This window comes from Streptomyces sp. NBC_01525 (assembly GCF_045040405.1).
GTDB lineage: Bacteria > Actinomycetota > Actinomycetes > Streptomycetales > Streptomycetaceae > Streptomyces > Streptomyces benahoarensis.
Window position 1 is genome coordinate 914,156 of record NZ_CP109397.1, and the last position, 26,492, is coordinate 940,647.

Sequence of the window (26,492 nt, forward strand, 5' to 3'; positions counted from 1 at the left end):
GGGGCCGCGGCGGACCGGGAACGACGACCGGGGCCGGGCCGCCGGGCCGCGGTCACCCCAGGTCGGGCGGGTCGATCCGGACCCGGACCGCCTCCCCCTCCCTCTTGACCAAACGGGCCGCGTGGGCCGCCTTCAGGGCCGCCGCCAGCGCCGCGCCCTGACCGGGCCGGACGCGGACCAGCGCCCGCTCCCAGCTCTCGCCCGGCGGCGGATCACCGGGACGGCGCGGCCGCCCGGGGTCGGCGACCGGGAGCGGCACCGGGCCCAACACCTCGGCGCCCGGCGGGAGTTCGGCGGACCCCAGCAGCGCGGCGACGTCATCGGAGCGGCCGGCGACCGCCGCCATCCGGGAGACCGGCGGGAAGCCCAGCTCGGCCCGCTCCGCCAGCTCGCGGACGGCGTGGCCCACCGGATCCCAGCGCACCAGCGCCTGGACCGGCCGCAGCGTCGGCTCCGCGATCACCGCGACCGTGCCGCCCGCCTCCTGGCCGCGGACCAGCGAGGCCGCCGTCAGCCAGCGGCGCAGCGCCTCCTCCCCGGCCCGCAGATCGGGGCGGCCGAGCAGCGCCCAGCCGTCCAGCAGCAGCCCGGCGGCGTACCCGGGGCCCTCCGCGACCGGCTCGGCACCCGGGGTGGACACCACCAGCGCGGGGGCGTCCGGCACCGTCGCCAGCACATGGTCGCGGCCCGAGGTGCGCACCGGTACGGCGGGGAACGCCCGGCCCAGCTCCTCGGCCGTCCGCCGGGCCCCCACCACCTGGGCGCGCAGCCGGGCGCCGCCGCACTCCGCGCAGTGCCAGTCCGCCTCCGCCCGTGCGCACCAGGCGCACACCAGGTCGTCGGCGCGCGGGGACTCCAGCGGGCCCGCGCAGGCGCGGCACCGGGCCGGGGTCCGGCAGCGGGCGCAGGCCAGCCGGGGGGCGTAGCCGCGCCGGGGGACCTGGACGAGGACCGGGCCGTGCTTGAGCCCCTCGCGGACCACCTGCCAGGCCATCGTCGGCAGCCGGGCCGCGCGGGCCGCCTCGTCGCGCGCCTCGTCGCCGTCGCCGACCGTACGGATGCGGGGGGCGGCGGCGCGCACCCGCTCACGGTCGGCGGCCAGCGGGCGCGCCCAGCCCGTCTCGACGAGCTGCGCCGCCTCGACCGTGCAGCTCACCCCGCCGAGCAGGAACCCGGCCCGCTCCCCCACCGCGCGCTGGATCAGCACCTCGCGGGCGTGCGGCTGCGGGGCGTGCGGGTCGCTGAGCGCGGCGTCGCCGTCGTCCCACAGGGCGACCAGGCCGAGGCGGTCGACCGGCGCGAACATCGCGGCGCGGGTGCCGATCACGGCGCGCACGGAGCCGCGGCTGACCGCGAGCCAGCGGCGGTAGCGCTCCTCCGGCCCGGCATCGGCGGTCAGCAGGACGTGACGGCCGGAGCCGACGAGGGCGGTGAGCGCGGCGTCGACCCGGGCGGCGGCCCGGCCGTCGGGCACCACGATCAGCGCACCGCGGCCCGAGGCGAGCGCGGCGCCGGCGGCGCGGGCCAGCTCGTCGGGCCAGGTGGCGCCGGGCAGCGCCGTCCACACCGCGCGCGGCGCGTCCCCCCGCGCCAGCGCGGCGAGGAAGCCGGGCCCGGCCCCGTACCGCTGCCAACCACCGGGCTCGGGCGAGGCGTTGGGCGGCAGCGGGGGCGGGGACTCCTTGGCCTCGGCGCGGGCGCGGCGGGGCGGGACGGCGAGCTGGACGACGTCGGCGAGGCTGCCTGCGTAGCGGTCGGCGACGGCGCGGCACAGGGCGAGCAGCCCGGGGGTGAGCACCGGCTCCGGGGAGAGGACCTGGGCGAGCGGGGCGAGGACGCCGCGGAAGTCGCTCTCCGCGACGCGGTCGACGATGAAGCCGCTGACCAGCTTGCCGCCCTCGCGTCGCCCGCCCTTCTCGCCCGCCCCGAAGCGGACGCGCACCCGCACGCCGGGGCGGGCCTCTGCGTCCATGGCGGCGGGGACGACGTAGTCGAAGTAGCGGTCGAGGTGGACGAGGCCCTTGTCCACAAGGACGCGGGCGACGGGCAGCTCGGCGGCGGGCTCGGCGCCGCGCCAGGTCCGCGGCTTGGCGCGGGTCGCCTTGGTTTCCCGCACGCTCGCCCGGATGAGGGCCAACTGCTCGCCCGCATCCGCCCCGGCCTCCTGGCGCCCGTCGTCCCTGCTCACGGCATCCAGTCTTAGCAGACGGCACCGACAACGGCGGGTGCGCGAGCCCCGCACCCCGGGGCCGGGCGGCGGGCCGGGGCGCCGCCGGTTCCGCGCCCCTGCCGCGGCCTCGCGCGCGGGCCCCCGCCCGGGCGGGCGCGACACCGGTTCACACACAGGAGCGAATTCGAGTCGTTCCCCCGGCGCCGGAAACGCGAGCTGGCCACCCCCCGCGCGCCGAAATGACCAGGCCGGGAGCGTGCGGCACCTCCGCGAAGTCGGCCGGAAACGACGCAACGCACCCGCGGGGGGTCTTACCGCACAGACAGCCGCTTCATACTGCCGAAATACTGCTGCAATAGTCGGCCCGGCTTGTAAGGAGGTAACTCCCTCAGCACCACCGACACAAACGGAAGACTCTCTTCCCCTTCTTTTCACCGGGAGATCTGGCCCAATAGCGAGGCGGAGCGCTAAAGTCACCGGCGGGCATTCGACGCCACTGACTCACCACCGCCCGACCGCCCCCGTTTTCCCGTACGCATTCCCACCCCCACTTCCCCGTACCGGCATGACGCCGACCGATCACACCGCGCGGTCCCCTGTCCGCCGCGGTCCCGCTTTCACCGATCGCCGAAAGGGAAATGAATGCTGTCGACCACCACGCCCAGACCGGAGCGGGAACAGCGTTTCGTCGAGATACTCCAGCGGCTCGTCGACAAGTCGGTTGACGACTACTACAACCCGTACCGCGAGTTCGACTGGCCCGAGACGCTGCCGTCCGAGATGATGTGGATGAGTGAGGATCTCACCTCCACGTACGGCACGGAAATCGTGAAAGAACTCACCGAGGCGCAGCGGCAGCAACTCTCGCGCTGGGAGAGCATCAATTTCTACAGCCTGAACGTCGAAGGCATTCGGGAACTCCTAGTGGAGGTGGTGCGCCGCATCCACACCCGCGGGTTTGAGATTCCGTCGGACTTCTTCCACCACTTCGTCGGCGAAGAGAACGAACACATGTGGTTCTTCGCCGAATTCTGCCTGCGCTACGGCGGGAAGATTTACTCCGGGCCGAAACTGAACTCCATCGCCCATGAGGACCCCCGGGTCGAGAACCTTCTGGTGTTCTGCCGGGTGCTCCTCTTCGAGGAAATCGTCGACCACTACAACATGCGCATGGCGGGCGACGCCTCGCTCCACGACACCATCCGCCAGGTCAACCGCGTGCACCACGAGGACGAGTCCCGGCACATCGCCTTCGGCCGGGAGCTGGTCTCGCTGCTCCACGCCGACCTCGTCGGGGACCTCACCCCCGGGCAGCGCGAGGAGATCGAGCAGTACCTCAAGCGGTACATCGCCTTCAGCCTGCGGGCCTTCTACAACCCGCAGATCTACCGCGACGCCGGAATTCCCGACCCGCTCGGATTCCGGGAACGGCTGCTCGCCGAGCCCTCGCGCCGGGAGGCCGAGCGCCGCGCCGTGCGCAAGCCGCTGGCATTCATGTGCCGGACCGGCATCTTCGCCGACGACGTCCTGCCCGGCATCTGAGCGGGCGGGAGGCCGATTCGTGGAACCCAACGGTCTGCTGTTCCTGCGCGCCGACGAAGCCGCCGCGCTCCACCGCCTGGACCGCACCTTCGCCGAATGGGGCACCGCCCGCGGCGCCGAGCCCGTCGTCGGACCGGCCCTGCTCCCCGTCGCCGGTCTGGCCAAGCTCGACTACTACCAGAACTTCCCGCACCAGGCGCTGACCGTCAGCGGCCTGGACCTGGAGCGGCGCCCGCAGGGCGAGGCGGCGACGGCGACCACCGCCTTCCCGCCCGACCAGCTCCAAGGCGCCGAGGTCGCCCCGCCGCCCGCCACCTGCTACGCCGTCTACCTCGGCCTGGAGGGCACGGCGCTGGAGCGGGACACCCTGGTCACCCTCGTCGGACGGTGCTTCCGCCGCGAGGAGCACTACAAGGGGCTGCGCCGCCTGCTCGGCTTCCATATGCGCGAGATCGTCGCGCTGGGCAGCCAGGAGTTCGTCGAGGACCATCTGGAACGCTCCTCGCAGCGCATCCTCGCGTTCGCCGAGGCGCTGGGCCTGGAGATGCGCAAGGAGCCCGCGTCCGACCCGTTCTTCGACGGCGAGGGTCCGCGCGCCAAGCTCCAGATGCTGTCGCCGGTGAAGTACGAGTTCCTCGTCGGCGACCTCGCCATCGGGTCCGTGAACAAGCACCGCAACTTCTTCGGCGAGCGCTGCGACATCCGCATCGCCGGCACCGGCCGCCCGGTGTTCACCAGCTGTGTCGCCTTCGGCCTGGAGCGCTGGCTCGCCGTGCTGCACGAGCGGCACGGCGACTGGGCGGCCGTCGCCACGGCCCTCGACAAGGCCGCCGTGGCCTGATCCGCCGCGCGGGCAGCCGCCCGCCGCGTCTGCCCGTACCTCCCCGCCCCACCCTCTCGAAGGAGTCCGCCATGCAGTCCGCCACCGACCAGATCAAACAGTGGATCCTCGACCGGCACGCCGAAGTCAGCGACATCGAGCCGGACTTCGACCTGCTGGAGAGCCGTCTGATCGACTCCCTCGCGTTCGTCGAGTTCATGGTGCTGGTCTCCCGCCTCAGCGGTGAGGACATCGACATGGAGAGCATCGACATCGACGACTTCCGCACCCTGCGCCGCATCGAGGCGCGCTACTTCGGGGCGGGGGTGCGATGACGGGCCCGCAGATACCCGCCGCCACCGATGTGGTGCTCCGCGCCGAACGCGACACCCTCGTGCCGCGGTTGCGCACCCTGCCCGAGGCCGATCTGAAGCGGCCCACGGTCTGCTCCGCCTGGACGGTCCGCGACATCGTCGCGCACTGCGGCGCCGCACTCACCGGCCTCGCCGCGGGCCCCGCGTACCGCGCCAGCCACGAGCAGAACCAACGGGACGTCGAGGAGCGCCGCTCCTGGCCGCTCAAGCAGGTCATCGACGAGTTCGACCAGGGCCTCGCGGACGCGGGCCCGGCGATCCGGGCGGCGGGCGGCGCCAAGGACCTGGCGGCGCTCGGCACCTGGATCCACGGCGGCGACGTCCGCGAGGCGATCGGCCTGGACGATCCGTACCACAGCCGTGGCCACCAGGCGGCCCTCACGCTGCTCAGCCGCTGTGAACGCGTGGTGCGCACCCCCCTGGTGGAGATCCAGCTGCCCACCCGGCGGCTCACCCTGGGCTCCGCCCTGCCCGGACGGCCCACGGCCCGGCTGACCGCGGACGTCCCGGACGTGCTGCGGCTCTACACCGGGCGCCCGGTGGCTCCGGACCGCTACCAGCTGTCCGGCGCCACGCCCGAAGAACTCGTCAGCGCGGAATGGTGAGGCGGCCGTGAGCATCCGGTACTTGGAGGACTTTCCCGTCGGTGAGGTCTACGACCTCGGCGAGGTGAAGGTGACACAGGAAGAGGTGCTGTCCTTCGGGCGCGCCTATGACCCGCAGGTGTTCCACACCGACCCCGAGCGCGCCCGCGAGTCGCACTTCGGCGGTCTCGTCGCCAGCGGCTGGCTGACCGCCTCGCTCTTCATGCGCCGCTACGTCGAGGAGATCCTCGCCGACTCGGCCGGTGACGGCTCACCGGGCGTGGACGAGATGCGCTTCCACCGGCCGGTGCGCCCCGGCGATGTGCTGCGGGCGCGCCTGACGGTGCTGGGCGTGGCTCCCGTACTGCACAGCAAGCAATCCGGAATACTGCGCCCGCGGTGCGAACTCCTCGACGAGGAGGGCACGGTGGTCTTCAGCATGGTGCTGCACAGCATCTTCCGCCGCAGACCCGCCGGGCAGGACACATGAACCGGACCTCCGGCACCGGCGGACACCCCGCGCCGGTCAGCCGTCGCCCCGAGAGGAGTAACCGCTCATGACGAGCGCGGAAATGCAGATGGAGCCGGTGTCCCGGACGGCACAGTGGACGGCCGCCGCGCGCGCCCTGGAGTCCGAGCGCCCGGACCGTATCTTCGACGACCCGCTGGCCCGCGCCGTCGCCGGGGACACCGGCTTCGCGCTGCTGGAGCGGTACCGCGGCTCCGCCGTCGCCCCCTTCGTCCTGGTCCGCACCCGCTACCTCGACGACGCCCTCGTCCGCGCCGTCCGCGACCGCGGGCTGCGTCAGGTGGTCTCCGTCGCCGCCGGGATGGACATGCGCGCCGCCCGGCTGACCTGGCCCGACGGCGTCACGCTCTACGAACTCGACCGCCCGGCGCTGCTCGACGCCAAGGCCGAACTTCTCGCCCGGCACCGCGTCGACACCGTCGGCGGGCCGCGCCGCCACGCCGTCGCGGTCGACCTCGCCGAGCAGTGGCAGGACGATCTGCACGCCGCCGGGTTCGACCCGGAGCAGCCCACCCTGTGGGTGGCCGAGGGGCTGTTCTTCTTCCTCCCCGAGGACGTCGTACGGCGGCTGCTGGGCACGCTGCGGGAGCTGTCCGCGCCCGGCTCCGTGCTCCTCGGCGACATGACGAGCCGCACCACCCTCACCAACCCGCTCGCCCGCGGCTTCCTCAAGATCCTGGCCGAGGACGGCAACCCCTGGCTCTTCGGCACCGACTCCCCCGAGGAGTTCCTGCCCGACTGCGGCTGGTCCGTGACGGACCTCAAGCAACCGGGCGAGGACGGCGCCGACTTCGGGCGCTGGCCGCACCCGGTGCCGCCCCGCACCATGACCGGCGTGCCCCGGTCGTTCCTCTTCACCGCCGAGGTGCTCGCGGCGTGAGCGGTACGGATTCCCCGGACGGCGCGCTGCGGGTGCTGGCCGTCGCCGCCCACCCCGACGACACGGACTTCACCGCCGGCGGCACCATCGCGTCCTGGACGGGCGCGGGCGCCGAGGTGACGTATCTGGTCCTGACGGACGGTTCGGGTGGCGGCGAGGACCCGACCGTGCCGCGCGCCGATCTCGCGGCGCGGCGGGAGCGGGAGCAGCGCGACGCCGCCGCCGTCCTCGGGGTCAAGGACGTACGGTTCCTCGGCCACCAGGACGGGATGCTGCGGCCCGATGTGGCGCTGCGGCGGCAGATCGTCCGGGTGATCCGGCAGACCCGGCCGCACCGCGCGGTGATCCAGAGCCCGGAGATCAACTGGGCGTTCCTGCCCGATCTCCACCCCGATCACCGCGCGGCCGGGGAGGCGTCGCTGGCGGCGCTCTACCCGGACGCGCGCAATCCGCGGGCCTTCCCCGAGCTGCTGCTGGAGGAGGGCCTGGCCCCCTGGAGCGTCCCGGAGATCTGGGTGACGACCGGGCCGCGCCCGGACACCCGGGTCGATGTGTCGGAGACGTTCGAGCAGAAGCTCACCGCGCTGCGCGCCCATGTCTCGCAGACCGCCCACCGCGACCGGCTCCGCGAGGACGTGCGCGCCAAGCTGGCCGGGCAGGCGGCCCTCGGCGGGCTCGCCCCCGGCCGCCTCGCCGAGGCGTTCCAGGTCATCCGGACCGACGCGGCCGCCCCCGCGGCCCCCTCACACCCCTGAAAGAGGAGCGTTCTTGCCACTGTCCAAATTCCTGGGTGCCGTCCTGGTGATGGTCATCTGGGGAGTGAACTTCGCCATCATCGACATCGGGCTGCGCTCGTTCGACCCCTACCTCCTGGCGTCGCTCCGCTTCCTGCTCGCGGCCGTCCCCGCGGTCTTCTTCTTCAAGCGGCCGAACGTACCGTGGCGTTATCTCCTGCTGTACGGGCTGTTCTTCGGCATCGGCCAGTTCGGGCTGCTCTTCGCCGGGATGGACCTGGGCTTCTCGGCGGGCCTGGCCTCGGTCGTCATGCAGCTCCAGGCGTTCTGGACGATCGGCCTGGCGGCGGGGCTGATGGGCGAACGCGTCAGCCCCCGCTTCCTGGTGGGGTTCGTGGTGGCGGGCGTCGGCATGGGTCTGGTCGCCGCGGTCACCGACGGTTCGGTCACCGCGGCCGGTACGGTCATGGTCGTCGGTGCGTCGCTGTCCTGGGCCGTCGCCAACCTGATCATCAAGAAGGCCCAGCCGGAGAACGCGCTGGCGTTCACGGTCTGGGCGAGCCTGGTGCCGCCGGTCCCGATGTTCCTGCTGTCGCTGGGCCTCGGCGGCTGGGGCACCGTCGAGCACTCCTTCACCACCATGGGCTGGACCGGCCTCGGCTCGCTGCTCTACATGGTCTACCCGACGATCCTCTTCGGCTTCGCGCTCTGGGGCCATCTGCTGCGCACCTACCGCACCTCCCGGGTCGCGCCGCTGACGCTGCTGGTGCCGATCTTCGGCATGGCGTCGTCGATGCTGCTCCTCGGTGAGCCCCTGGGTGTCATGAAGGCCACGGCCATCACACTGGTGATCCTCGGGCTGGTCCTCAACCAGTTCGATGTGATCGGCAAGGTGCGCGCCCGGTGGGCCCTGCGGCACCCCGGGCCCGTGCCGAGCGAAGTCCCCGGCGGCGAGAAGCCCGCCGATGCCACGAAAGCGAGTTGACACCGATGCACATCCGGCTGCTGCACGACGACGCCATGGCGCCCCGCCAGTTCGCCGTCGTTCTGGAAGCGGGCGACGAGGTGGTGCCCGCACTGGAGAAGTTCGCCGCCGAACAGCAGGTGACCGCGGGCTCCCTCACCGGAATCGGCGCCTTCGGCTCCGCCGCGCTGTCCCTCTTCGACCCGGTCGCCAAGGCCCATGTCCCGATCCCGGTGACCGAACACACCGAGGTGCTGGGCCTGACCGGCAACATCGCGCTCAAGGACGGGAGGCCGCACGTCCACGCCCATGTCGTGCTGGGCCGCCGCGACGGCACGACGGTCGGCGGCCACCTCCAACAGGCCGTCGCCCACCCGGCCCTGGAGGTGTTCGTCACCGCGTACCCCACCGCGCTCACCCGGCGGCTCGACACCACGCTGGGCCTGCCCGTCATCGCACCCGACACGGCCGGATAGCACGGCCCCAGGAGGAGCCCGCTCATGCGCCTGGCGGTCATAGGCGGCGGCGCCGCGGCGGTCAGCCTGCTCGACAGCATGCTGCGCCACGCCGGGAACGACGCCGCGTTCGACATCACGGTCCACGAAGGGGCGCGGCAGCTGGCCACCGGCCGCGCCTACCGCCCCGACCTGGACTGCGCACTGGTCAACCGCGAGGCCGGATTCATGTCGGTGCGGAGCGCCGAGCGCGATCACTTCCTGCGCTGGCTGCACCGCCAACCCCGGTACACGGCAACGCCGTTGGCGACCCTGCCGCCCGACGCGTACGTTCCGCGGCGGGTCTACGGCGAGTATCTGGTGGACCACTGGGAGGCGTGTCTGCAGGGCGCCCGGCGGCGGGGCTGGACGGTGACGGTGGTCCCGGAGTTCGCCACCGTCGCCAAGGCGTCCGCCGGGGAGGTCATGATCCGCGGCGCCGCCTCCCTCACCCACGCCGACCGGGTGGTGCTCTGCCCGGGCAGCGGGCCACCGGCCGACCCCTACGGGCTGGCCGGTGCCCCCGGCTTCCACCCCGACCCGTATCCGCTCACCGCGGTACTGCCCCGGATCGCCGAGGACGCGCACGTCATGGTCCTCGGCACCGGGCTGTCCGGGGTGGACGTCGCGCTGGGGTTGCTGCACCGGGGGCACCGCGGCCGGATCACGATGACGTCGCGGCACGGTCTGCTGCCCGGTGTCCGCGCCCGGCACCGCCCGTTCACCCTCACGCATCTGACGCCGGAGGCGATAGCCCGTCATCTGGAACGCTCCGGCTCCCTCGGGCTGCGCGACACCTTCGCGCTGCTCGGGGCCGAACTGGCCGCGGCGGGCACGGACCTCGCCGACGAGACCGCGCCCCGCCCGGCGCACGACCGGCTCCGCTCCGAACTGGCCCGGCTGGACGGCAACCCGTACCAGACGATCGCCACGACGGCGCTGCGCGACGTCCGCGAGAGCGTGTGGACGGCGTGGGGTGACCACGAGAAGCGGGTGTTCCTGCGGCGCTTCCACCCGCTCGCCAAACCGCTGTACAACCCGATGCCGCCGCCGACCGCCCGGCGGCTGCTGGCGGCGATGGACAGCGGCCAGCTGACGGTACGCGCCGGAACGGCCGGGGTCCGGGCCCGGGCGGGCGGCGGCTTCGAGGTGGTGCACGAGGGGCGGGCCGGACGCGCCGACGTCGTGGTGGACGCCACCCGCACCGGGCTGGCCACCACCGGCCCGCGGTCCGCGCCGCTGCTGCGCTCCTTGGCGGACGCGGGTCTGGTGGTCGGCAATCCGCACGGCGGGCTGCTGATCGACCCGGCGACGAACGCGCTGCGCCCGGACCGGGGACAGGCCCCGGGACGGCTGTACGCGCTCGGCGACCTCACCTCCGGCGACCTCTTCTACGCCGGCTCCATGTACATGATCAACGTCCGGGCGGAGCTGATCGCACACGAGCTGGTCGCCGCCGCGACCTGAGAGGCGGCGCAGTCGCCGAACGGCCCCGCACCGGGAACATCCGGTGCGGGGCCGTTCGGCGTCCGGGGGCGTCCGCGACGCCCCCGGACGAGAGGTCCTAGAGACCCGCCGCCTTGCGGAGCGCGTCGACGCGGTCGGTGCGCTCCCAGGTGAAGTCGGCGTCCCCGCGGCCGAAGTGGCCGTACGCGGCGGTCTCCGCGTAGATCGGGCGGAGCAGGTCGAGGTCCCGGATGATCGCGGCCGGGCGGAGGTCGAAGACCTCGCCGATGGCCTGCTCGATCTTGTCGGGGTCGACGGTGGCGGTGCCGAAGGTCTCGACGAAGAGACCGACCGGCTCGGCCTTGCCGATGGCGTACGCCACCTGGACCTCGCAGCGGGCCGCGAGACCGGCCGCGACGACGTTCTTGGCGACCCAGCGCATGGCGTACGCGGCGGAGCGGTCGACCTTCGACGGGTCCTTGCCGGAGAACGCGCCGCCACCGTGCCGGGCCATGCCGCCGTAGGTGTCGATGATGATCTTGCGGCCGGTCAGACCGGCGTCGCCCATCGGGCCGCCGATCTCGAAGCGGCCGGTCGGGTTCACCAGCAGGCGGTAGCCGTCGGTGTCCAGCTTGATGCCGTCCTCGACCAGCTCCTTGAGGACGTGCTCGACGACGAACTCGCGGATGTCGGGCGCGAGCAGCGAGTCGAGGTCGATGTCGCTGGCGTGCTGCGAGGAGACCACGACGGTGTCGAGGCGGACGGCCTTGTGACCGTCGTACTCGATGGTGACCTGGGTCTTCCCGTCGGGGCGGAGGTAGGGGATGGTGCCGTTCTTGCGGACCTCGGACAGGCGCCGGGAGAGCCGGTGCGCGAGGAAGATCGGCAGCGGCAGCAGCTCCGGCGTCTCGTCGCACGCGTAGCCGAACATCAGGCCCTGGTCGCCCGCGCCCTGCTTGTCCAGCTCGTCCTCATCGCCCTCGACACGGTTCTCGTACGCCGTGTCGACACCCTGCGCGATGTCCGGGGACTGCGCGCCGATGGAGACCGAGACGCCGCAGGAGGCGCCGTCGAAGCCCTTCTTCGACGAGTCGTAGCCGATGTCGAGGATCTTGTTACGCACAAGGCTGGGGATGTCGGCGTACGCCTTCGTCGTCACCTCGCCGGCCACATGAACCAGGCCGGTGGTGATCAACGTCTCGACGGCGACCCGGGAGGTGGGGTCCTCCTTGAGGAGGGCGTCGAGGATCGTGTCGCTGATCTGGTCAGCGATCTTGTCGGGGTGGCCCTCGGTGACGGACTCCGAGGTGAAGAGGCGGCGGGACACATCGCTCCCTGGGGTTGCAGCGGCTGCTGGCTGATCATTTGTTGGAGGGGCTCGAGAGCTGCGCTCGGCCCGATCCGCTGGCCAGTTTATCGGTCATGTGCGAGGTTCGGACACTCAGTCTCGATTTATGGATCCGTCGCGGCCTGGCACACCACGGCCCACAGAGGGACGATCAGCCGTGCGGCCCCGCTGGTCAAGGGGACCCGCCGCTGTGGCGCGGGCCCCCGGGGCGGGTGCGGCGGCCGTCTCAGGAGCCGTCGGGGGCGCCCGCGAACCGGCCCGCGACGAGGTCCCACACCATGTCGGCCAGCGCTTCCTTCGGTCCGTGCGGCACCGGTGTCTCGGAACCGTCCGTGGCGAGGATCACGGCTTCGTTCTCCGCCGAACCGAAGGTCTTGTGCTCCCCCACCTCGTTGACAACCAGCAGGTCACAGCCCTTGCGGGCGAGTTTGGCGCGGCCGTTGGCGAGGACGTCGTCGGTCTCGGCGGCGAACCCGACAACGATCTGCCCGGGCTTCGGCCGGTCGGCGGACAGCTCGGCGAGGATGTCCGGATTGCGGACCAGCGTGACCGGTTCCGGCTCCTGCCCGTCCTCCTTCTTGATCTTGCCGGTGGCGTAGGCGGCTGGCCGGAAATCGGCCACTGCCGCGGCCATTACCACCGCATCGGCGTCCTCCGCCGCCGCCAGCGCCGCCTCCCGGAGCTGCACGGCGGTGCCGACACGGACGACGTCCACGCCCGCCGGGTCCGGCAGCTCGGTGTTGCCCGCGACGAGGGTGACCCGCGCACCACGCGCGGCAGCCGTCGCCGCGAGCGCGTAGCCCTGCCGCCCCGAGGAGCGGTTGCCCAGATAGCGGACCGGGTCCAGCGGCTCGCGGGTGCCGCCCGCGGTGACGACGACATGCCGCCCGGCCAGATCCGCGGTGAGGGCGCGCGGGCCGCGGGCCAGCACCCGGCGGCACAGCTCGAAGATCTCGACGGGGTCGGGGAAGCGGCCCTTGCCGGTGTCGACGCCGGTGAGGCGGCCGACCGCCGGCTCGATGACGAGCGCGCCGCGGCGGCGCAGCGTGGCGACGTTCTCCCGGGTCGCGGGGTTCTCCCACATCTCGGTGTGCATCGCGGGCGCGAAGACCACCGGGCAGCGCGCGGTGAGCAGGGTGTTGGTCAGCAGGTCGTCGGCGATGCCGTGGGCCGCCTTGGCCAGCATGTCGGCGGTGGCGGGCGCCACCACGACGAGGTCGGCCTCCTGCCCGATACGGACGTGCGGAACCTCGTGGACGGACTCCCAGACCTCGGTGGTGGCCGGGTTGCCGGACAGCGCCGACCAGGTGGCCTCGCCGACGAAGTGCAGGCTGGCGGCGGTCGGCACGACCCGGACGTCGTGCCCCGACTCGGTCAGCCGCCGCAGCAGCTCACAGGCTTTGTACGCGGCGATGCCACCGCTGACCCCCAGCACGACCTTGGGCGTCGTCACACGCTCCTGCTTGTCCATCGCTTCGCTGCTCCCCGAGCCAGTTCCGGATCGCCCCGTGGCGGCGGCCGGATGCCGTACGCCCGCGGCGGGTGTGCCCCTATGACACACCAAGGGCCCGGCAGTCGCGCTGCCGGGCCCTCGGTGGTGATGCGGTGCTTACTGCGCGGGGCCCTCGATGGCCTCGGAGGTCAGCAGGCCCGCGTTGATCTCGCGGAGCGCGATCGACAGGGGCTTCTCGTGGACGTGGGTGTCGACGAGCGGGCCGACGTATTCGAGCAGGCCCTCGCCGAGCTGCGAGTAGTACGCGTTGATCTGGCGCGCACGCTTCGCCGCGTAGATCACGAGGCTGTACTTCGAGTCGGTGGCCTCAAGGAGCTCATCAATCGGCGGGTTGATGATGCCCTCGGGCGCGGTGATGGAAGAGGACACTCTCTGCCTTCCGAAGGGGTGTGAAGCCGGTGGTGAAGCAAAAACTCTGGCGGGGGCCGGGGAGATCCGCGGTGTCAGCCTGCGGTCTTTCCGTCCCCATTACGCCGCAGCATCAAGGCTAGCAGCTCACGGCTGACGCCCTCGACGGAGGTGTTGACGAGCGTCTTATCGAATTCCTTCTCCGCGGCGAGCTCGATACGCGCGGCCTCCAGGCGGCGTTCGATCACGTCGGGAGCCTCGGTGCCGCGGCCGGTGAGGCGGCGGACCAGCTCGTCCCAGCTCGGCGGGGCGAGGAAGACGAGCTGTGCCTCCGCCATCGATTCGCGCACCTGGCGGGCGCCCTGGAGATCGATTTCCAGCAGGACGGGCTCGCCCGACTCCAGCCGGTCGAGCACCGCGCGGCGCGGGGTGCCGTAGCGATTACCCGCGAATTCCGCCCATTCCAGGAGTTCACCGTTGGCGATCATCTTGTCGAATTCCTCGTCGTCGACGAAGAAGTACTGAACGCCGTGCTGTTCTCCGGGACGGGGCTTACGGGTCGTCGCCGAAACCGAGAGCCAGACCTCGGGGTGCACCTTGCGCAGATGGGCGACGACCGTGCTCTTGCCGACCCCCGAGGGGCCGGAGAGCACGGTCAGTCGCGGACGAGCGTCCGGGGGCACGGGGGTCGTCCCCCGGGATGTTGCAGCCATGCAGCGATTATTCCAGCTTCCGGGCTGTGCCGGAAAACTCAGGAAGCCGAGCTGCTGAACTCCCGCTCCAGGGCGGCGATCTGGTTGGATCCCAGACCGCGCACCCGGCGACTCTCGGAGATGCCCAGGCGCTCCATGAGCTGCTTGGCGCGGACCTTGCCCACGCCGGGCAGCGACTCGAGGAGCGCGGAGACCTTCATCTTGCCGATGACCTCGTTGCCCTGGCCCGCCTCGATGACCTCGTGGAGGGTGACGCCGGAGTTTTTGAGCCGATTCTTGACCTCTGCGCGCTCCCGGCGAGCCGCGGCGGCCTTCTCAAGCGCAGCTGCGCGCTGTTCAGGGGTAAGGGGCGGAAGAGCCACGCCTACGTCACCTCGGATGTAGAACTGTCGGATACGGACCGGTGTGGAACCTAGTCGCCCCGCACGGGCGGAGCAACGAGCAACGCTCTTACGTGCGGTGCTCTCGTCGGAGACTAGCGGCCGACGGCGCCCGAGTCAGCGAGAACAGACGAAAAGTCCTGGTCAGACTCTGCTGACCAGGACAAATCGGGACTAAACCTACTGCCGGGCCTCCTGCTGATCGATTGCCGCCCGCACCTCGTCGGCACACCGGGCCGCCGCGTCCCGCAGCGCACCGGTGTCCGGACCGTGCCGCAGCACCCCCCGGCTGACGCTCGGCAGCACGTTGCGGACCGCGTCCCCGAAGACGGTGGGCAGGTCGGCGGGGGTCGCACCCTGGGCGCCGATGCCGGGGGCCAGCAGCGGGCCGTTGATCGCCAGATCGAAGGCGGAGAGATCGCCGAGGGTCGCGCCGACCACCGCGCCGTACGAGCCCAGCCCCTCGGCCGCGGCGTTCTCCGCGGCGAGGTGGCCCAGCACGGTGGCCGCGACGGTCCGGCCGTCCTCGCGCATCGCCCGCTGGAACTCCGCGCCCTCCGGGTTGGAGGTCAGCGCCAGCGCGAAGACGCCGCAGCCCTGGGCGGCGGCCAGGTCCAGGGCCGGGCGCAGCGAGCCGTAGCCGAGGTACGGGCTGACCGTGACCGCGTCCGAGAAGAGCGGCGAGGCCGGGTCGAGGTAGGTGGCGGCGTAGGCGGCCATGGTGGAACCGATGTCGCCGCGCTTGGCGTCCATCAGGACGAGCGCGCCGCGTTCGCGCGCCTCGACGACGGCGGTCTCCAGGACGGCGAGGCCGCGGGAGCCGAAGCGCTCGAAGAACGCGGACTGCGGCTTGAGGACGGCGACCCGGTCGGCGAGCGCCTCGACGACGGTACGGGTGAACCGCGCCAGCCCGGCGACGTCGTCGTTCAGGCCCCAGTCGGCGAGGAGGGAGGCGTGCGGGTCGATGCCGACGCAGAGCGGGCCGCGCTCGTCCATGGCGCGGCGCAGGCGCGCGCCGAAGGGTGCCGGGGCGGTTTCCTGGATCATCATGCGGTCACCTGCTGGTGCTCGGCGCCGACCGCGTCGGCGAGGGTGGCGTACGGGCTGTTGCGCAGCCGGGCGGCGAGGCCCTTGTGGAGCGCGCGGCACCAGAAGGGACCCTCATAGATGAAGGCGCTGTAGCCCTGGATCAGGGTGGCACCGGCGAGGATGCGCTGCCAGGCGTCCTCGGCGGTGGTGATGCCGCCGACGCCGACGAGGGTGATCCGGTCGCCGACGCGGGCGTAGAGGCGGCGCAGCACCTCCAGGGAGCGGTCCTTGACGGGCTCGCCGGACAGCCCGCCGGCCTCGTTGATCAGCGCCGGGTCGGACGTCAGGCCCAGGTCACGGGCGATGGTGGTGTTGGTGGCGATGATGCCGTCCAGGCCGAGTTCGAGGGCGAGGTCGGCGACGGCGTCGATGTCCGCGTCGGTGAGGTCCGGGGCGATCTTGACCAGCAGCGGGACGCGGCGGTCGGTGACCGTACGGTCGGCGGCCTCGCGGACGGCGGTCAGCAGCGGGCGGAGGTGGTCGACCGCCTGGAGGTTGCGCAGTCCCGGGGTGTTCGGGGACGAGACGTTGACGACGAGGTAGTCGGCGTGGGCGGCGAGGCGTTCGGTGGAGGTGACGTAGTCGCCGACCGCCTCCTCCTCGGGGACCACCTTGGTCTTGCCGATGTTGACGCCGAGGGTGGTGCGGAACACCGGGGTGCGGGCGGCGAGGCGGTCCGCGACGGCGGCGGAACCGTCGTTGTTGAAGCCCATGCGGTTGATCAGCGCACGGTCCGGGACGAGCCGGAAGAGGCGCTTCTTGGGGTTGCCGGGCTGCGGCTGGGCGGTGACGGTGCCGATCTCGACATGGTCGAAGCCGAGCATCGCCATGCCGTCGATGGCGGTGGCGTTCTTGTCGAAACCGGCGGCGAGGCCGAACGGCCCGTGCATCCGGCGGCCGAGCGCCTCGGTGCGCAGCTCCTTGAAGCGGGGCGCGAGCGCCGCCGCGACGAAGGTCCGCAGGACGGGTGTGCGGGCGGCCAGCCGAATCCAGCCGAAGGCCAGGTGGTGGGCCTTCTCGGGGTCCATCCGCTGGAAGATCAGGTGGAAGAACGTCTTGTACATGGTGGTGTCCTCGTGGGGCTCCGGAGCGGCGGTACTCATGACGAGGGGGACACCGCGCGCGGTGTCCCCCTCGTGGGCCTGTCGTCAGTCGCGGGCGGCGGTCAGATGCTCCGCGTGCTCCTGGAGGGAGCGGACCCCGACGTCGCCGCGGGACATCGCCTCGATGCCCTGGACGGCGGCGGCGAGCGCCTGGACGGTGGTCAGGCAGGGGACGCCCCGGGAGACCGCCGCGGTGCGGATGTCGTAGCCGTCGAGACGGCCGCCGGTCCCGTAGGGGGTGTTGACGATGAGGTCGACGCCGCCGTCGTGGATCAGCTGGACGATCGTCTTCTCACCGTTCGGGCCCTCGCCCTCGGAGTGCTTGCGGACCACGGTGGCGCTGATGCCGTTGCGGCGCAGCACCTCGGCGGTGCCGGAGGTGGCAAGCAGTTCGAAGCCGTGGGCGACGAGCTCCCGGGCGGGGAAGATCATCGACCGCTTGTCCCGGTTGGCGACGGAGACGAACGCCCGGCCCTTGGTGGGCAGCGCGCCGTACGCACCGGACTGGGACTTGGCGTAGGCGGTGCCGAAGACCGAGTCGATGCCCATGACCTCGCCGGTGGAGCGCATCTCCGGGCCGAGGATGGTGTCCACGCCGCGCCCGGAGGCGTCCCGGAAGCGGGACCAGGGCATGACGGCTTCCTTGACGGAGATCGGCGAGTCGAGCGGCAGCGTGCCGCCGTCGCCGGTCTTCGGCAGCATGCCCTCGGCCCGCAGCTCGGCGACGGTGGCGCCGAGGGAGATCCGGGCGGCGGCCTTCGCCAGCGGCACCGCGGTGGCCTTCGAGGTGAACGGCACGGTGCGGGAGGCACGGGGGTTGGCCTCCAGGACGTAGAGGATGTCCCCGGCCATCGCGAACTGGATGTTGATCAGTCCGCGCACCCCGACGCCCTTGGCGATGGCCTCGGTGGAGGCGCGCAGCCGCTTGATGTCATGGCCGCCGAGGGTGATGGGCGGCAGGGCGCAGGCGGAGTCGCCGGAGTGGATACCGGCCTCCTCGATGTGCTCCATGACGCCGCCGAGGTACAGCTCGGTGCCGTCGTAGAGGGCGTCGACGTCGATCTCGATGGCGTCGTCCAGGAACCGGTCGATGAGAACCGGGTGCCGGTCGATGAGACCGGCGTGGCGGGTCAGGTACTCGCCCAGCGACGGCTCGTCGTAGACGATCTCCATGCCGCGGCCGCCCAGCACGTAGGAGGGGCGGACCATGACCGGATAGCCGATCTCCGTGGCGATGGCCTTGGCCTCGTCGAAGGAGAACGCGGTGCCGTACTTGGGGGCGGGCAGCCCCGCCTCGGAGAGGACCCGGCCGAACGCGCCGCGCTCCTCCGCCAGGTCGATGGCCTCCGGGGAGGTGCCGACGATCGGTACGCCGTTGTCCTTGAGCGCCTGCGCCAGGCCCAGCGGCGTCTGGCCGCCGAGCTGCACGATGACACCGGCGACCGGTCCGGCCTGCTGCTCGGCGTGGACGATCTCCAGCACGTCCTCCAGCGTCAGCGGCTCGAAGTAGAGCCGGTCGGAGGTGTCGTAGTCGGTGGAGACGGTCTCCGGGTTGCAGTTGACCATCACGGTCTCGTAGCCCGCGTCGCTGAGCGCGAAGGAGGCATGGACGCAGGAGTAGTCGAACTCGATGCCCTGGCCGATGCGGTTGGGGCCGGAGCCCAGGATGATCACCGCGGGCTTCTCGCGCGGGGCGACCTCGCTCTCCTCGTCGTAGGAGGAGTAGAAGTACGGCGTCTTCGCGGCGAACTCGGCGGCGCAGGTGTCGACCGTCTTGTAGACCGGGCGGATGCCGAGGGCGTGGCGGACCTCGCGGACGACGTCCTCGCGCAGATCGCGGATCCCGGCGATCTGGGCGTCGGAGAAGCCGTGCCGCTTCGCCTCGGCCAGTATTCCGGCGTCCAGCTGGTCGGCTTCGGCGATCTCGTCCGCGACCTCCTTGAGGAGGAAGAGCTGGTCGACGAACCACGGGTCGATCTTCGTGGCGTCGAAGACCTCCTGCGGCGTGGCGCCCGCGCGGATCGCCTGCATGACGGTGTTGATCCGGCCGTCGGTGGGGACCTGCGCCTTGACCAGCAGCTCGCCCTTGTCACCGGGCTCACCGGTGAAGGTGAACTGGCTGCCCTTCTTCTCCAGCGACCGCAGCGCCTTCTGCAGCGCCTCGGTGAAGTTGCGGCCCAGCGCCATCGCCTCGCCCACCGACTTCATGGTGGTGGTGAGGGTGGCGTCCGCGGCGGGGAACTTCTCGAACGCGAAGCGGGGGACCTTGACGACGACGTAGTCGAGCGTGGGCTCGAAGGACGCCGGGGTCTCCTCGGTGATGTCGTTGGGGATCTCGTCCAGCGTGTAGCCGACGGCCAGCCGCGCGGCGATCTTCGCGATGGGGAAGCCGGTGGCCTTCGAGGCCAGGGCCGAGGAGCGCGAGACGCGCGGGTTCATCTCGATGACGATGACCCGGCCGTCCTCGGGGTTGACCGCGAACTGGATGTTGCAGCCGCCGGTGTCCACGCCGACCTCGCGGATCACGGCGATGCCGATGTCCCGCAGGATCTGGTACTCGCGGTCGGTCAGCGTCATCGCCGGGGCGACGGTGATCGAGTCGCCGGTGTGCACGCCCATCGGGTCGAAGTTCTCGATGGAGCAGACGACCACGACATTGTCGTTCCGGTCGCGCATCAGCTCCAGCTCGTACTCCTTCCAGCCGAGGATGGACTCCTCCAGGAGCACCTCGGTGGTCGGGGAGAGCGTGAGGCCCTGACCGGCGATGCGGCGCAGCTCCTCCTCGTTGTGCGCGAAGCCGGAGCCGGCGCCGCCCATGGTGAAGGAGGGACGGACGACGACGGGGTAGCCGCCCAGCTCGTCGACGCCCTTGAGGACGTCGTCCATGGAGTGGCAGATGTACGAGCGGGCCGACTCGCCGTGACCGATCTTGCGGTTGACGGCCTCGACGACGCCCTTGAAGAGGTCGCGGTCCTCGCCCTTGTTGATCGCCTCGACGTTGGCGCCGATCAGCTCGACGTCGTACCTGTCGAGCGTCCCGGCCTCGTGGAGGGAGATCGCCGTGTTGAGGGCCGTCTGGCCGCCGAGGGTCGGCAGCAGCGCGTCCGGGCGCTCCTTCGCGATGATCTTCTCGACGAAATCCGGGGTGATCGGCTCGACGTAGGTGGCGTCGGCGATCTCCGGGTCCGTCATGATCGTGGCGGGGTTGGAGTTGACGAGGATGACGCGCAGGCCCTCGGACTTGAGGACCCGGCACGCCTGGGTGCCGGAGTAGTCGAACTCGGCGGCCTGACCGATCACGATCGGGCCGGAGCCGATGACCAGGACGGACTGGATATCGGTGCGCTTAGGCACGCTGGCCCTCCATGAGCTGGACGAAGCGGTCGAACAGGTACGCCGCGTCGTGCGGGCCCGCGGCGGCTTCGGGGTGGTACTGGACGGAGAACGCCGGCTGGTCGAGGAGGTGCAGGCCCTCCACGACGTTGTCGTTCAGGCAGACGTGGGTGACCTCGGCGCGTCCGTAGGGCGTGTCGGAGACCTTGTCGAGCGGCGCGTCGACGGCGAAGCCGTGGTTGTGCGCGGTGACCTCGACCTTGCCCGTCGTACGGTCCTGGACGGGCTGGTTGATGCCACGGTGGCCGTACTTCAGCTTGAAGGTGCCGAAGCCGAGGGCGCGGCCGAGGATCTGGTTGCCGAAGCAGATGCCGAACAGCGGCGTCTTCCGCTGCAGGACCTCCTGCATGACCGCGACGGGGCCGTCGGCGGTGGCCGGGTCGCCCGGGCCGTTGGAGAAGAACACGCCGTCGGGGCCTACGGCGTAGACGTCCTCGGCGGTGGCGGTGGCGGGCAGGACGTGCACCTCGATGCCGCGCTCGGCCATCCGCTGCGGGGTCATGCCCTTGATGCCGAGGTCGACGGCGGCGACCGTGAAGCGCTTCTCCCCTATCGCCGGGACGACGTACGTCTCCTTGGTGGCGACCTGGGCGCTGAGGTCGGCGCCCGCCATCTCGGGGACCTGACGGACCTTGGCGAGCATGGTGCCCTCGTAGGGCAGCGCGTCGCCGGAGAAGATGCCGACCCGCATCGCACCGCGTTCACGCAGGTGACGGGTGAGAGCGCGGGTGTCGATGCCGCTGATGCCGACAACGCCCTGCGCGACCAGCTGCTCGTCCAGGGAGCGCTTGGCGCGCCAGTTGGACGGGGTACGGGCGGGGTCGCGGACGACGTAGCCCGCCACCCAGATGCGCTGCGACTCGTCGTCCTCGTCATTCACGCCGGTGTTGCCGACGTGCGGGGCGGTCATGACGACGACCTGGCGGTGGTACGAGGGATCGGTCAGCGTCTCCTGGTAGCCGGTCATGCCGGTGGAGAACACCGCTTCGCCGAAGGTCTCCCCCACGGCCCCGTAGGCGCGCCCACGGAAGCTGCGGCCGTCCTCCAGGACGAGAACGGCGGGGATTTTGGTCCCCCTGGTGGAGGTCGTCATCGTGCGCCTTCCGTTTCGGTGTGCTCGGTGGTGCTGGTGGTGTGTGGGGGGCTGAGGCGGTTGACCGCTTCGACCCAGGCGGGGTGGTCGGCGGCCCGGTCGGAGCGGAAACCGGAATCGATCTCCGTGCCGCCGTGCGTCCAGGTGACGATCAGCAGACCGCCCTCGGGGAGGACCTTCCCGGCGATGCCCTTGTCGAGGCGGGCGCCGCGCAGGGCGTCCGCCGGGACGAAGAAGTCGGTGGCGCCGGGCCGGACGACGTCCAGCCCCCGGTCGGTCAAGGTCAGCTCGACCCGGCTGCGGGTGCCGAGGTCCCGCGCGACGATCCGGTCGAGCCACTGCCCGGCGGTGGTCGAGCCGTGGTAGCGACCGGTGGCCGTGAGGAGGGCCTCGCCCAGCTCATCGGGGCTGGTCGGAAGTGTAGGCAGGCCATTCTGGAGCGTGCCGCGCCACTTCCAGCCCTGGCGCATCAGCCAGTAGAGGAGCGCGATGAACAGCAGGAGTCCGACGACCCAGCCGATCCGCGCGGCCCAGTCGGTGACCTCGGCGGACTTCTGTGCCGCTGCGGAGGTGAGGAGGTAAGGAGTCACGCCAGCTTCCCGTCGACGACCGTTGCCCGGCCCCGCAGGAAGGTGTGGGTGACGCGCCCCGGCAGCTCACGGCCCTCGTAGGGGGTGTTGCGGCTGCGGGAGGCGAAGCCCGCGGGGTCCACCACTCCACGGTAAGCGGAATCGTGCAGCGTGAGGTTGGCGGGCTCGCCGGCCGAGACGGGGCGGCCGTGGCTCTCCAGGCGGCCGATGCGCGCCGGGCGGAACGACATCCGGTCGGCGACGCCCGCCCAGTCCAGCAGCCCGTTGTCGACCATCGTGTGCTGGACGACGGAGAGCGCGGTCTCCAGGCCGACCATGCCCATGGCGGCCGCGGACCACTCGCAGTCCTTGTCCTCGTGCGGGTGCGGGGCGTGGTCGGTGGCGACGCAGTCGATGGTGCCGTCGGCCAGCGCCTCGCGCAGCGCCAGCACATCGGCCTCGGTGCGCAGCGGCGGGTTGACCTTGTAGACCGGGTCGTAGCTGCGGACCAGCTCGTCGGTGAGGAGGAGGTGGTGCGGGGTGACCTCGGCGGTGACGTTCCAGCCCTTGGACTTGGCCCAGCGGACGATCTCGACGGAACCGGCGGTGGAGAGGTGGCAGATGTGGACGCGGGAGCCGACGTGCGCGGCGAGCAGCACATCGCGGGCGATGATCGACTCCTCTGCGACGGCCGGCCAGCCACCCAGGCCCAGCTCGGCGGAGACCCGGCCCTCGTTCATCTGGGCGCCCTCGGTGAGCCGGGGCTCCTGGGCGTGCTGGGCGACGACACCGTCGAACGCCTTCACGTACTCCAGGGCACGGCGCATGATGACCGCGTCGTCGACGCACTTGCCGTCGTCGGAGAAGACCCGCACCCCGGCGCGGGACTCGTGCATCGCGCCCAGCTCGGCGAGCTTCTTGCCCTCCAGGCCGACGGTGACGGCGCCGACCGGCTGGACGTCGCAGTAGCCGGACTCCTGGCCGAGGCGCCAGACCTGCTCGACGACGCCCGCGGTGTCGGCGACGGGGAAGGTGTTGGCCATGGCGTGGACGGCGGTGAAGCCACCGGCGGCGGCCGCCTTGGTGCCGGTCAGCACGGTCTCGGAGTCCTCGCGGCCCGGCTCGCGCAGATGGGTGTGGAGGTCGACGAGGCCCGGCAGCAGGATCTGGCCGTCGGCCTCGATGACGCGGGCGCCCTCGACGCTGAGGTCCGTGCCGACCTCGGCGATGGTCTCGCCGTCGATCAGCACGTCCTGCGGCTCGCCACCGAGGACCTTCGCCCCGCGGATCAGGGTCTTGCTCATGGTTACTTGCTCTCCTCGGTGCGGGCGGGGGTGGTGAGGGCGGGTTCGTTGCCGCCCAGGAGCAGGTAGAGGACGGCCATCCGGATGCTGACACCGTTGGTGACCTGCTCCACGGCGGTGCAGCGCGGCGAGTCGGCGACCTCTGCGGTGATCTCCATGCCGCGGTTCATCGGGCCGGGGTGCATCACGATGGCGTCCTGCGGCATCCGGGCCATGCGCTCGCCGTCCAGCCCGTAGCGGCGGGCGTACTCGCGCTCGGTCGGGAAGAAGGCGGCGTTCATCCGCTCGCGCTGCACACGGAGCATCATCACGGCGTCGGAGGTCGCGAGGACGGCGTCGAGGTCGTACGAGACCTCGCAGGGCCAGCTTTCCACGCCGATCGGCACCAGGGTGGGCGGCGCGACGAGGGTGACCTCGGCGCCGAGCGTGGTGAGCAGATGGACGTTGGAGCGGGCGACGCGGCTGTGCAGGATGTCGCCGACGATCGTGATGCGGCAGCCGGCGAGGTCCTTGCCGAGCCCGGCGTCCACGCCGACGAGGCGGCGGCGCATGGTGAACGCGTCCAGCAGCGCCTGGGTGGGGTGCTCGTGGGTGCCGTCACCGGCGTTGACGACGGAGCCGCCGATCCAGCCGGAGGTGGCCAGGCGGTGCGGGGCGCCGGAGTCGTGGTGGCGGATGACGACGGCGTCGGCGCCCATCGCCTCCAGGGTGAGGGCGGTGTCCTTGAGGGATTCGCCCTTGGAGACCGACGAGCCCTTGGCGGAGAAGTTGATGACGTCCGCGGAGAGGCGCTTGGCCGCGGCTTCGAAGGAGATCCGCGTCCGGGTCGAGTCCTCGAAGAAGAGGTTGACGACGGTGCGGCCGCGCAGGGTGGGAAGTTTCTTGATCGGCCGGTCGGCGACCCGGGCCATCTCCTCGGCGGTGTCGAGGATCAGGACGGCGTCGTCGCGCGTGAGGTCGGCGGCCGAGATGAGGTCACGCTTCATCCGGTTTCTCCGTGGGTGAGAAAGGCGTACGGGTATGTCCGTCGGGAGGGCAGGCAGCGGTACGGCCCCGGGCATGCCGGGTCCGTGGGGCGGCTGCGCTAGCGCTCGCCGGTCCGGGTGGGCCGCCCGGTCGCCGCGGCGTCGTCGGCGGGCCGCGTGCCGAGCAGCACGGCGTCGCGGCCGTCCTCCTCGGTGAGCTGGACCTTGACGGTCTCCCGCAGCGACGTGGGGAGGTTCTTGCCGACGTAGTCGGCGCGGATCGGCAGCTCGCGGTGGCCGCGGTCGACGAGAACGGCGAGCTGGACGGCGCGGGGCCGGCCGATGTCGTTCAGGGCGTCCAGGGCGGCGCGGATGGTGCGGCCGGAGAAGAGCACGTCGTCGACGAGGAGGACGACGCGGCCCTCGATGCCGTCACCGGGGATCTCGGTGCGGGCGAGCGCACGGGCGGGGCCCAGGCGCAGGTCGTCGCGGTACATGGTGATGTCGAGCGAGCCGACCGGGATGGTGCGGCCGGTGATCTCCTCCAGCTTGGCGGCGAGCCGCCGGGCGAGGAAGACACCGCGGGTCGGGATGCCCAGGAGCACCACGTCGTCGGCGCCCTTGGCGCGCTCGACGATCTCGTGGGCGATACGGGTCAGCATCCGCGCGACGTCCGGGCCTTCGAGCACCGGGCGCGCGGGCACCTGCGGGTCGACGTCGGATGCGTGGTCGGATACGCGTACGTCGGAACTGCTTGCGTCCATGTGAAACGGACCTCCTTCTCCGCCTCACGGGACGGACCTTAAAGGACGTCGGATGTACCGCCGTACAGGCTAGCAGGGCCGCGCAGGAACGCCCGTGCGACCCCAGGAGGCCCCCGCGGACTCCCCCGGCTTGACGAACGAGGATTACGCTGCGTAACCTCACAGTGAGTTACCAGCCGCGCGGCCGTGCCGCATATCGATTCGATTCAGGTGTCTGGGGAGCTTTATGTCCAGCGAATACGCCAAACAGCTCGGGGCCAAGCTCCGCGCCATCCGCACCCAGCAGGGCCTCTCGCTCCACGGTGTCGAGGAGAAGTCGCAGGGCCGCTGGAAGGCCGTGGTCGTCGGCTCGTACGAGCGCGGTGACCGTGCCGTGACGGTGCAGCGCCTCGCCGAGCTGGCGGACTTCTACGGCGTGCCGGTGCAGGAGCTGCTGCCCGGCACCACGCCCGGCGGCGCCGCCGAGCCCCCGCCGAAGCTGGTGCTGGACCTGGAGCGCCTCGCCCACGTCCCGCAGGAGAAGGCCGGTCCGCTGCAGCGCTACGCCGCCACGATCCAGAGCCAGCGCGGCGACTACAACGGCAAGGTCCTCTCGATCCGCCAGGACGACCTGCGCACCCTCGCGGTGATCTACGACCAGTCCCCCTCGGTGCTGACCGAGCAGCTGATCAGCTGGGGTGTGCTGGACGCCGACGCGCGCCGCGCGGTCGCCCACGACGACCTCTGAGCCGTCCCGCAGCAGTAAACCGACGAACCCGCCGTCCCGGAGTACCGGGGCGGCGGTTCGTCGTTCGTACGGGCGAGAGCGTGACCAGGCGGCCAGGGCCGGCCCCTCACGGGCTCTCACCGTCCCCCGGCAGCGCGAAGGGCCCGGAGCGCCTGTGCTGCGCGCTCCGGGCCCTTTCACGGGTGCCACCGGGTGAGCCCCGGGTGTGCTGCTATCGCGTCTCGCGCCGCAGGGTCGGCTTCAGGTCCTTCAGCCGGGCCAGCAGCCCGTTGACGAAGGCCGGGGAGTCGTCCGTGGAGAACTCCTTGGCCAGCTGCACCGCTTCGTCGATCGCCACCGCGTCGGGCGTCGCGTCCACCCAGATCAGCTCGTACGCGGCGAGCCGGAGGATGTTGCGGTCGACGACCGGCATCCGGTCCAGCGGCCAGTCGACGGAGTAGGTGTCGAGCAGTTCGTCGATGCGGGCGATGTGGTCCGCATACCCCTCGACAAGCTCCAGGGTGAACTCGTTGACCGGCGGCTGCCTCGGGTCGGTCCGGGCGTGCCGCATCCAGTCCGCGAGCACGGACTGCACGTCGGCCCCGCGCTGATCGGCCTCGAAGAGGATCTGGAAGGCGCGCTTACGGGCCTTGTTACGGGCGGCCAC

Annotated in this window: 26 protein-coding genes; 11 read left to right on the forward strand and 15 right to left on the reverse strand. The window is 71.7% G+C overall.

The window, feature by feature from the left end; genetic code table 11:
* Positions 1 to 52: 52 nt before the first annotated feature.
* Positions 53 to 2,188: a primosomal protein N' gene (locus tag OG422_RS04080; protein ID WP_405739786.1), complete on the reverse strand. Its 2,136-nt coding sequence runs from the start codon at positions 2,186 to 2,188 to the stop codon at positions 53 to 55.
* A 624-nt stretch (positions 2,189 to 2,812) separates the two neighbouring features.
* Between OG422_RS04080 and OG422_RS04085 the strand changes: the two genes are divergently transcribed.
* The 10 genes from OG422_RS04085 to OG422_RS04130 all read left to right on the forward strand — a co-directional run bounded on the left by OG422_RS04085 (position 2,813) and on the right by OG422_RS04130 (position 10,558).
* Positions 2,813 to 3,712, forward strand: a complete 900-nt coding sequence (locus OG422_RS04085; RefSeq protein ID WP_143945065.1) for a diiron oxygenase — start codon at positions 2,813 to 2,815, stop codon at positions 3,710 to 3,712.
* 19 nt (positions 3,713 to 3,731) lie between these two features.
* Positions 3,732 to 4,553, forward strand: coding sequence for an aminoacyl--tRNA ligase-related protein (locus tag OG422_RS04090; RefSeq protein WP_143939926.1), 822 nt, complete (start codon positions 3,732 to 3,734; stop codon positions 4,551 to 4,553).
* 71 nt (positions 4,554 to 4,624) lie between these two features.
* The gene (locus tag OG422_RS04095; protein WP_030278607.1) at positions 4,625 to 4,867 is read left to right on the forward strand and encodes a hypothetical protein; all 243 of its coding nucleotides are present in this window, start codon (positions 4,625 to 4,627) and stop codon (positions 4,865 to 4,867) included.
* Positions 4,864 to 5,511 carry a maleylpyruvate isomerase family mycothiol-dependent enzyme gene (locus OG422_RS04100; protein ID WP_405739792.1) on the forward strand — a complete coding sequence of 216 codons (648 nt, stop codon included), beginning with the start codon at positions 4,864 to 4,866 and terminating at the stop codon, positions 5,509 to 5,511. The genes OG422_RS04095 and OG422_RS04100 overlap by 4 nt, the downstream gene beginning before the upstream one ends.
* 7 nt (positions 5,512 to 5,518) lie before the next feature.
* Positions 5,519 to 5,980, forward strand: coding sequence for a MaoC family dehydratase (locus OG422_RS04105; RefSeq protein ID WP_251076406.1), 462 nt, complete (start codon positions 5,519 to 5,521; stop codon positions 5,978 to 5,980).
* A 67-nt stretch (positions 5,981 to 6,047) separates the two neighbouring features.
* Positions 6,048 to 6,899 carry an SAM-dependent methyltransferase gene (locus tag OG422_RS04110; protein ID WP_251076405.1) on the forward strand — a complete coding sequence of 284 codons (852 nt, stop codon included), beginning with the start codon at positions 6,048 to 6,050 and terminating at the stop codon, positions 6,897 to 6,899.
* Complete coding sequence (locus OG422_RS04115) at positions 6,896 to 7,654, forward strand: PIG-L deacetylase family protein (RefSeq protein ID WP_405739796.1); 759 nt, start codon at positions 6,896 to 6,898, stop codon at positions 7,652 to 7,654. Before OG422_RS04110 ends, OG422_RS04115 begins: the two co-directional genes overlap by 4 nt.
* A gap of 13 nt (positions 7,655 to 7,667) precedes the next feature.
* Positions 7,668 to 8,618 (forward strand): EamA family transporter, encoded by a 951-nt coding sequence (locus OG422_RS04120; protein ID WP_221938091.1) that lies wholly within the window; start codon positions 7,668 to 7,670, stop codon positions 8,616 to 8,618.
* A 5-nt stretch (positions 8,619 to 8,623) separates the two neighbouring features.
* On the forward strand, positions 8,624 to 9,073 hold the full coding sequence (locus tag OG422_RS04125; RefSeq protein WP_251076408.1) for a PPC domain-containing DNA-binding protein: 450 nt from the start codon (positions 8,624 to 8,626) through the stop codon (positions 9,071 to 9,073).
* A gap of 24 nt (positions 9,074 to 9,097) precedes the next feature.
* Positions 9,098 to 10,558, forward strand: a complete 1,461-nt coding sequence (locus OG422_RS04130) for an FAD/NAD(P)-binding protein (protein ID WP_405739800.1) — start codon at positions 9,098 to 9,100, stop codon at positions 10,556 to 10,558.
* A 97-nt stretch (positions 10,559 to 10,655) separates the two neighbouring features.
* Here the strand turns inward: OG422_RS04130 and metK are convergent, their stop codons facing one another.
* The 13 genes from metK to pyrR all read right to left on the reverse strand — a co-directional run bounded on the left by metK (position 10,656) and on the right by pyrR (position 25,119).
* Positions 10,656 to 11,864: a methionine adenosyltransferase gene (metK, locus tag OG422_RS04135; RefSeq protein WP_143939921.1), complete on the reverse strand. Its 1,209-nt coding sequence runs from the start codon at positions 11,862 to 11,864 to the stop codon at positions 10,656 to 10,658.
* A gap of 247 nt (positions 11,865 to 12,111) precedes the next feature.
* Positions 12,112 to 13,356 carry a bifunctional phosphopantothenoylcysteine decarboxylase/phosphopantothenate--cysteine ligase CoaBC gene (gene coaBC, locus OG422_RS04140; protein ID WP_405739804.1) on the reverse strand — a complete coding sequence of 415 codons (1,245 nt, stop codon included), beginning with the start codon at positions 13,354 to 13,356 and terminating at the stop codon, positions 12,112 to 12,114.
* Between the two features lie 138 nt (positions 13,357 to 13,494).
* A complete protein-coding gene (gene rpoZ, locus OG422_RS04145) occupies positions 13,495 to 13,767 on the reverse strand; it encodes a DNA-directed RNA polymerase subunit omega (RefSeq protein ID WP_005319902.1) in 273 nt (90 codons plus the stop codon).
* 74 nt (positions 13,768 to 13,841) lie between these two features.
* A complete protein-coding gene (gene gmk, locus OG422_RS04150) occupies positions 13,842 to 14,459 on the reverse strand; it encodes a guanylate kinase (RefSeq protein WP_143939919.1) in 618 nt (205 codons plus the stop codon).
* 38 nt (positions 14,460 to 14,497) lie between these two features.
* Complete coding sequence (gene mihF / locus OG422_RS04155; RefSeq protein ID WP_143939918.1) at positions 14,498 to 14,821, reverse strand: integration host factor, actinobacterial type; 324 nt, start codon at positions 14,819 to 14,821, stop codon at positions 14,498 to 14,500.
* A 198-nt stretch (positions 14,822 to 15,019) separates the two neighbouring features.
* Entirely contained in the window at positions 15,020 to 15,889 is an 870-nt protein-coding gene (pyrF, locus tag OG422_RS04160) for an orotidine-5'-phosphate decarboxylase (RefSeq protein ID WP_405739809.1), read from the reverse strand.
* Positions 15,886 to 16,992 carry a quinone-dependent dihydroorotate dehydrogenase gene (locus OG422_RS04165; RefSeq protein ID WP_405747639.1) on the reverse strand — a complete coding sequence of 369 codons (1,107 nt, stop codon included), beginning with the start codon at positions 16,990 to 16,992 and terminating at the stop codon, positions 15,886 to 15,888. Before OG422_RS04165 ends, pyrF begins: the two co-directional genes overlap by 4 nt.
* Before the next feature lie 84 nt (positions 16,993 to 17,076).
* A complete protein-coding gene (carB, locus tag OG422_RS04170; RefSeq protein WP_405739812.1) occupies positions 17,077 to 20,385 on the reverse strand; it encodes a carbamoyl-phosphate synthase large subunit in 3,309 nt (1,102 codons plus the stop codon).
* Positions 20,378 to 21,517: a glutamine-hydrolyzing carbamoyl-phosphate synthase small subunit gene (carA, locus tag OG422_RS04175; RefSeq protein ID WP_405739815.1), complete on the reverse strand. Its 1,140-nt coding sequence runs from the start codon at positions 21,515 to 21,517 to the stop codon at positions 20,378 to 20,380. Before carA ends, carB begins: the two co-directional genes overlap by 8 nt.
* Entirely contained in the window at positions 21,514 to 22,107 is a 594-nt protein-coding gene (locus tag OG422_RS04180; RefSeq protein ID WP_405739818.1) for a hypothetical protein, read from the reverse strand. Before OG422_RS04180 ends, carA begins: the two co-directional genes overlap by 4 nt.
* Positions 22,104 to 23,390 (reverse strand): dihydroorotase, encoded by a 1,287-nt coding sequence (locus OG422_RS04185; protein ID WP_405739821.1) that lies wholly within the window; start codon positions 23,388 to 23,390, stop codon positions 22,104 to 22,106. The genes OG422_RS04180 and OG422_RS04185 overlap by 4 nt, the downstream gene beginning before the upstream one ends.
* A gap of 2 nt (positions 23,391 to 23,392) precedes the next feature.
* Positions 23,393 to 24,376, reverse strand: a complete 984-nt coding sequence (locus OG422_RS04190; RefSeq protein ID WP_405739823.1) for an aspartate carbamoyltransferase catalytic subunit — start codon at positions 24,374 to 24,376, stop codon at positions 23,393 to 23,395.
* A gap of 98 nt (positions 24,377 to 24,474) precedes the next feature.
* A complete protein-coding gene (gene pyrR / locus OG422_RS04195) occupies positions 24,475 to 25,119 on the reverse strand; it encodes a bifunctional pyr operon transcriptional regulator/uracil phosphoribosyltransferase PyrR (RefSeq protein ID WP_405739826.1) in 645 nt (214 codons plus the stop codon).
* 226 nt (positions 25,120 to 25,345) lie between these two features.
* On the opposite strand from pyrR, the gene bldD reads away from it, so the two are divergent.
* The gene (gene bldD, locus OG422_RS04200; protein ID WP_030278578.1) at positions 25,346 to 25,846 is read left to right on the forward strand and encodes a transcriptional regulator BldD; all 501 of its coding nucleotides are present in this window, start codon (positions 25,346 to 25,348) and stop codon (positions 25,844 to 25,846) included.
* A gap of 211 nt (positions 25,847 to 26,057) precedes the next feature.
* Here the strand turns inward: bldD and nusB are convergent, their stop codons facing one another.
* The gene (gene nusB / locus OG422_RS04205; protein WP_143939912.1) at positions 26,058 to 26,492 is read right to left on the reverse strand and encodes a transcription antitermination factor NusB; all 435 of its coding nucleotides are present in this window, start codon (positions 26,490 to 26,492) and stop codon (positions 26,058 to 26,060) included.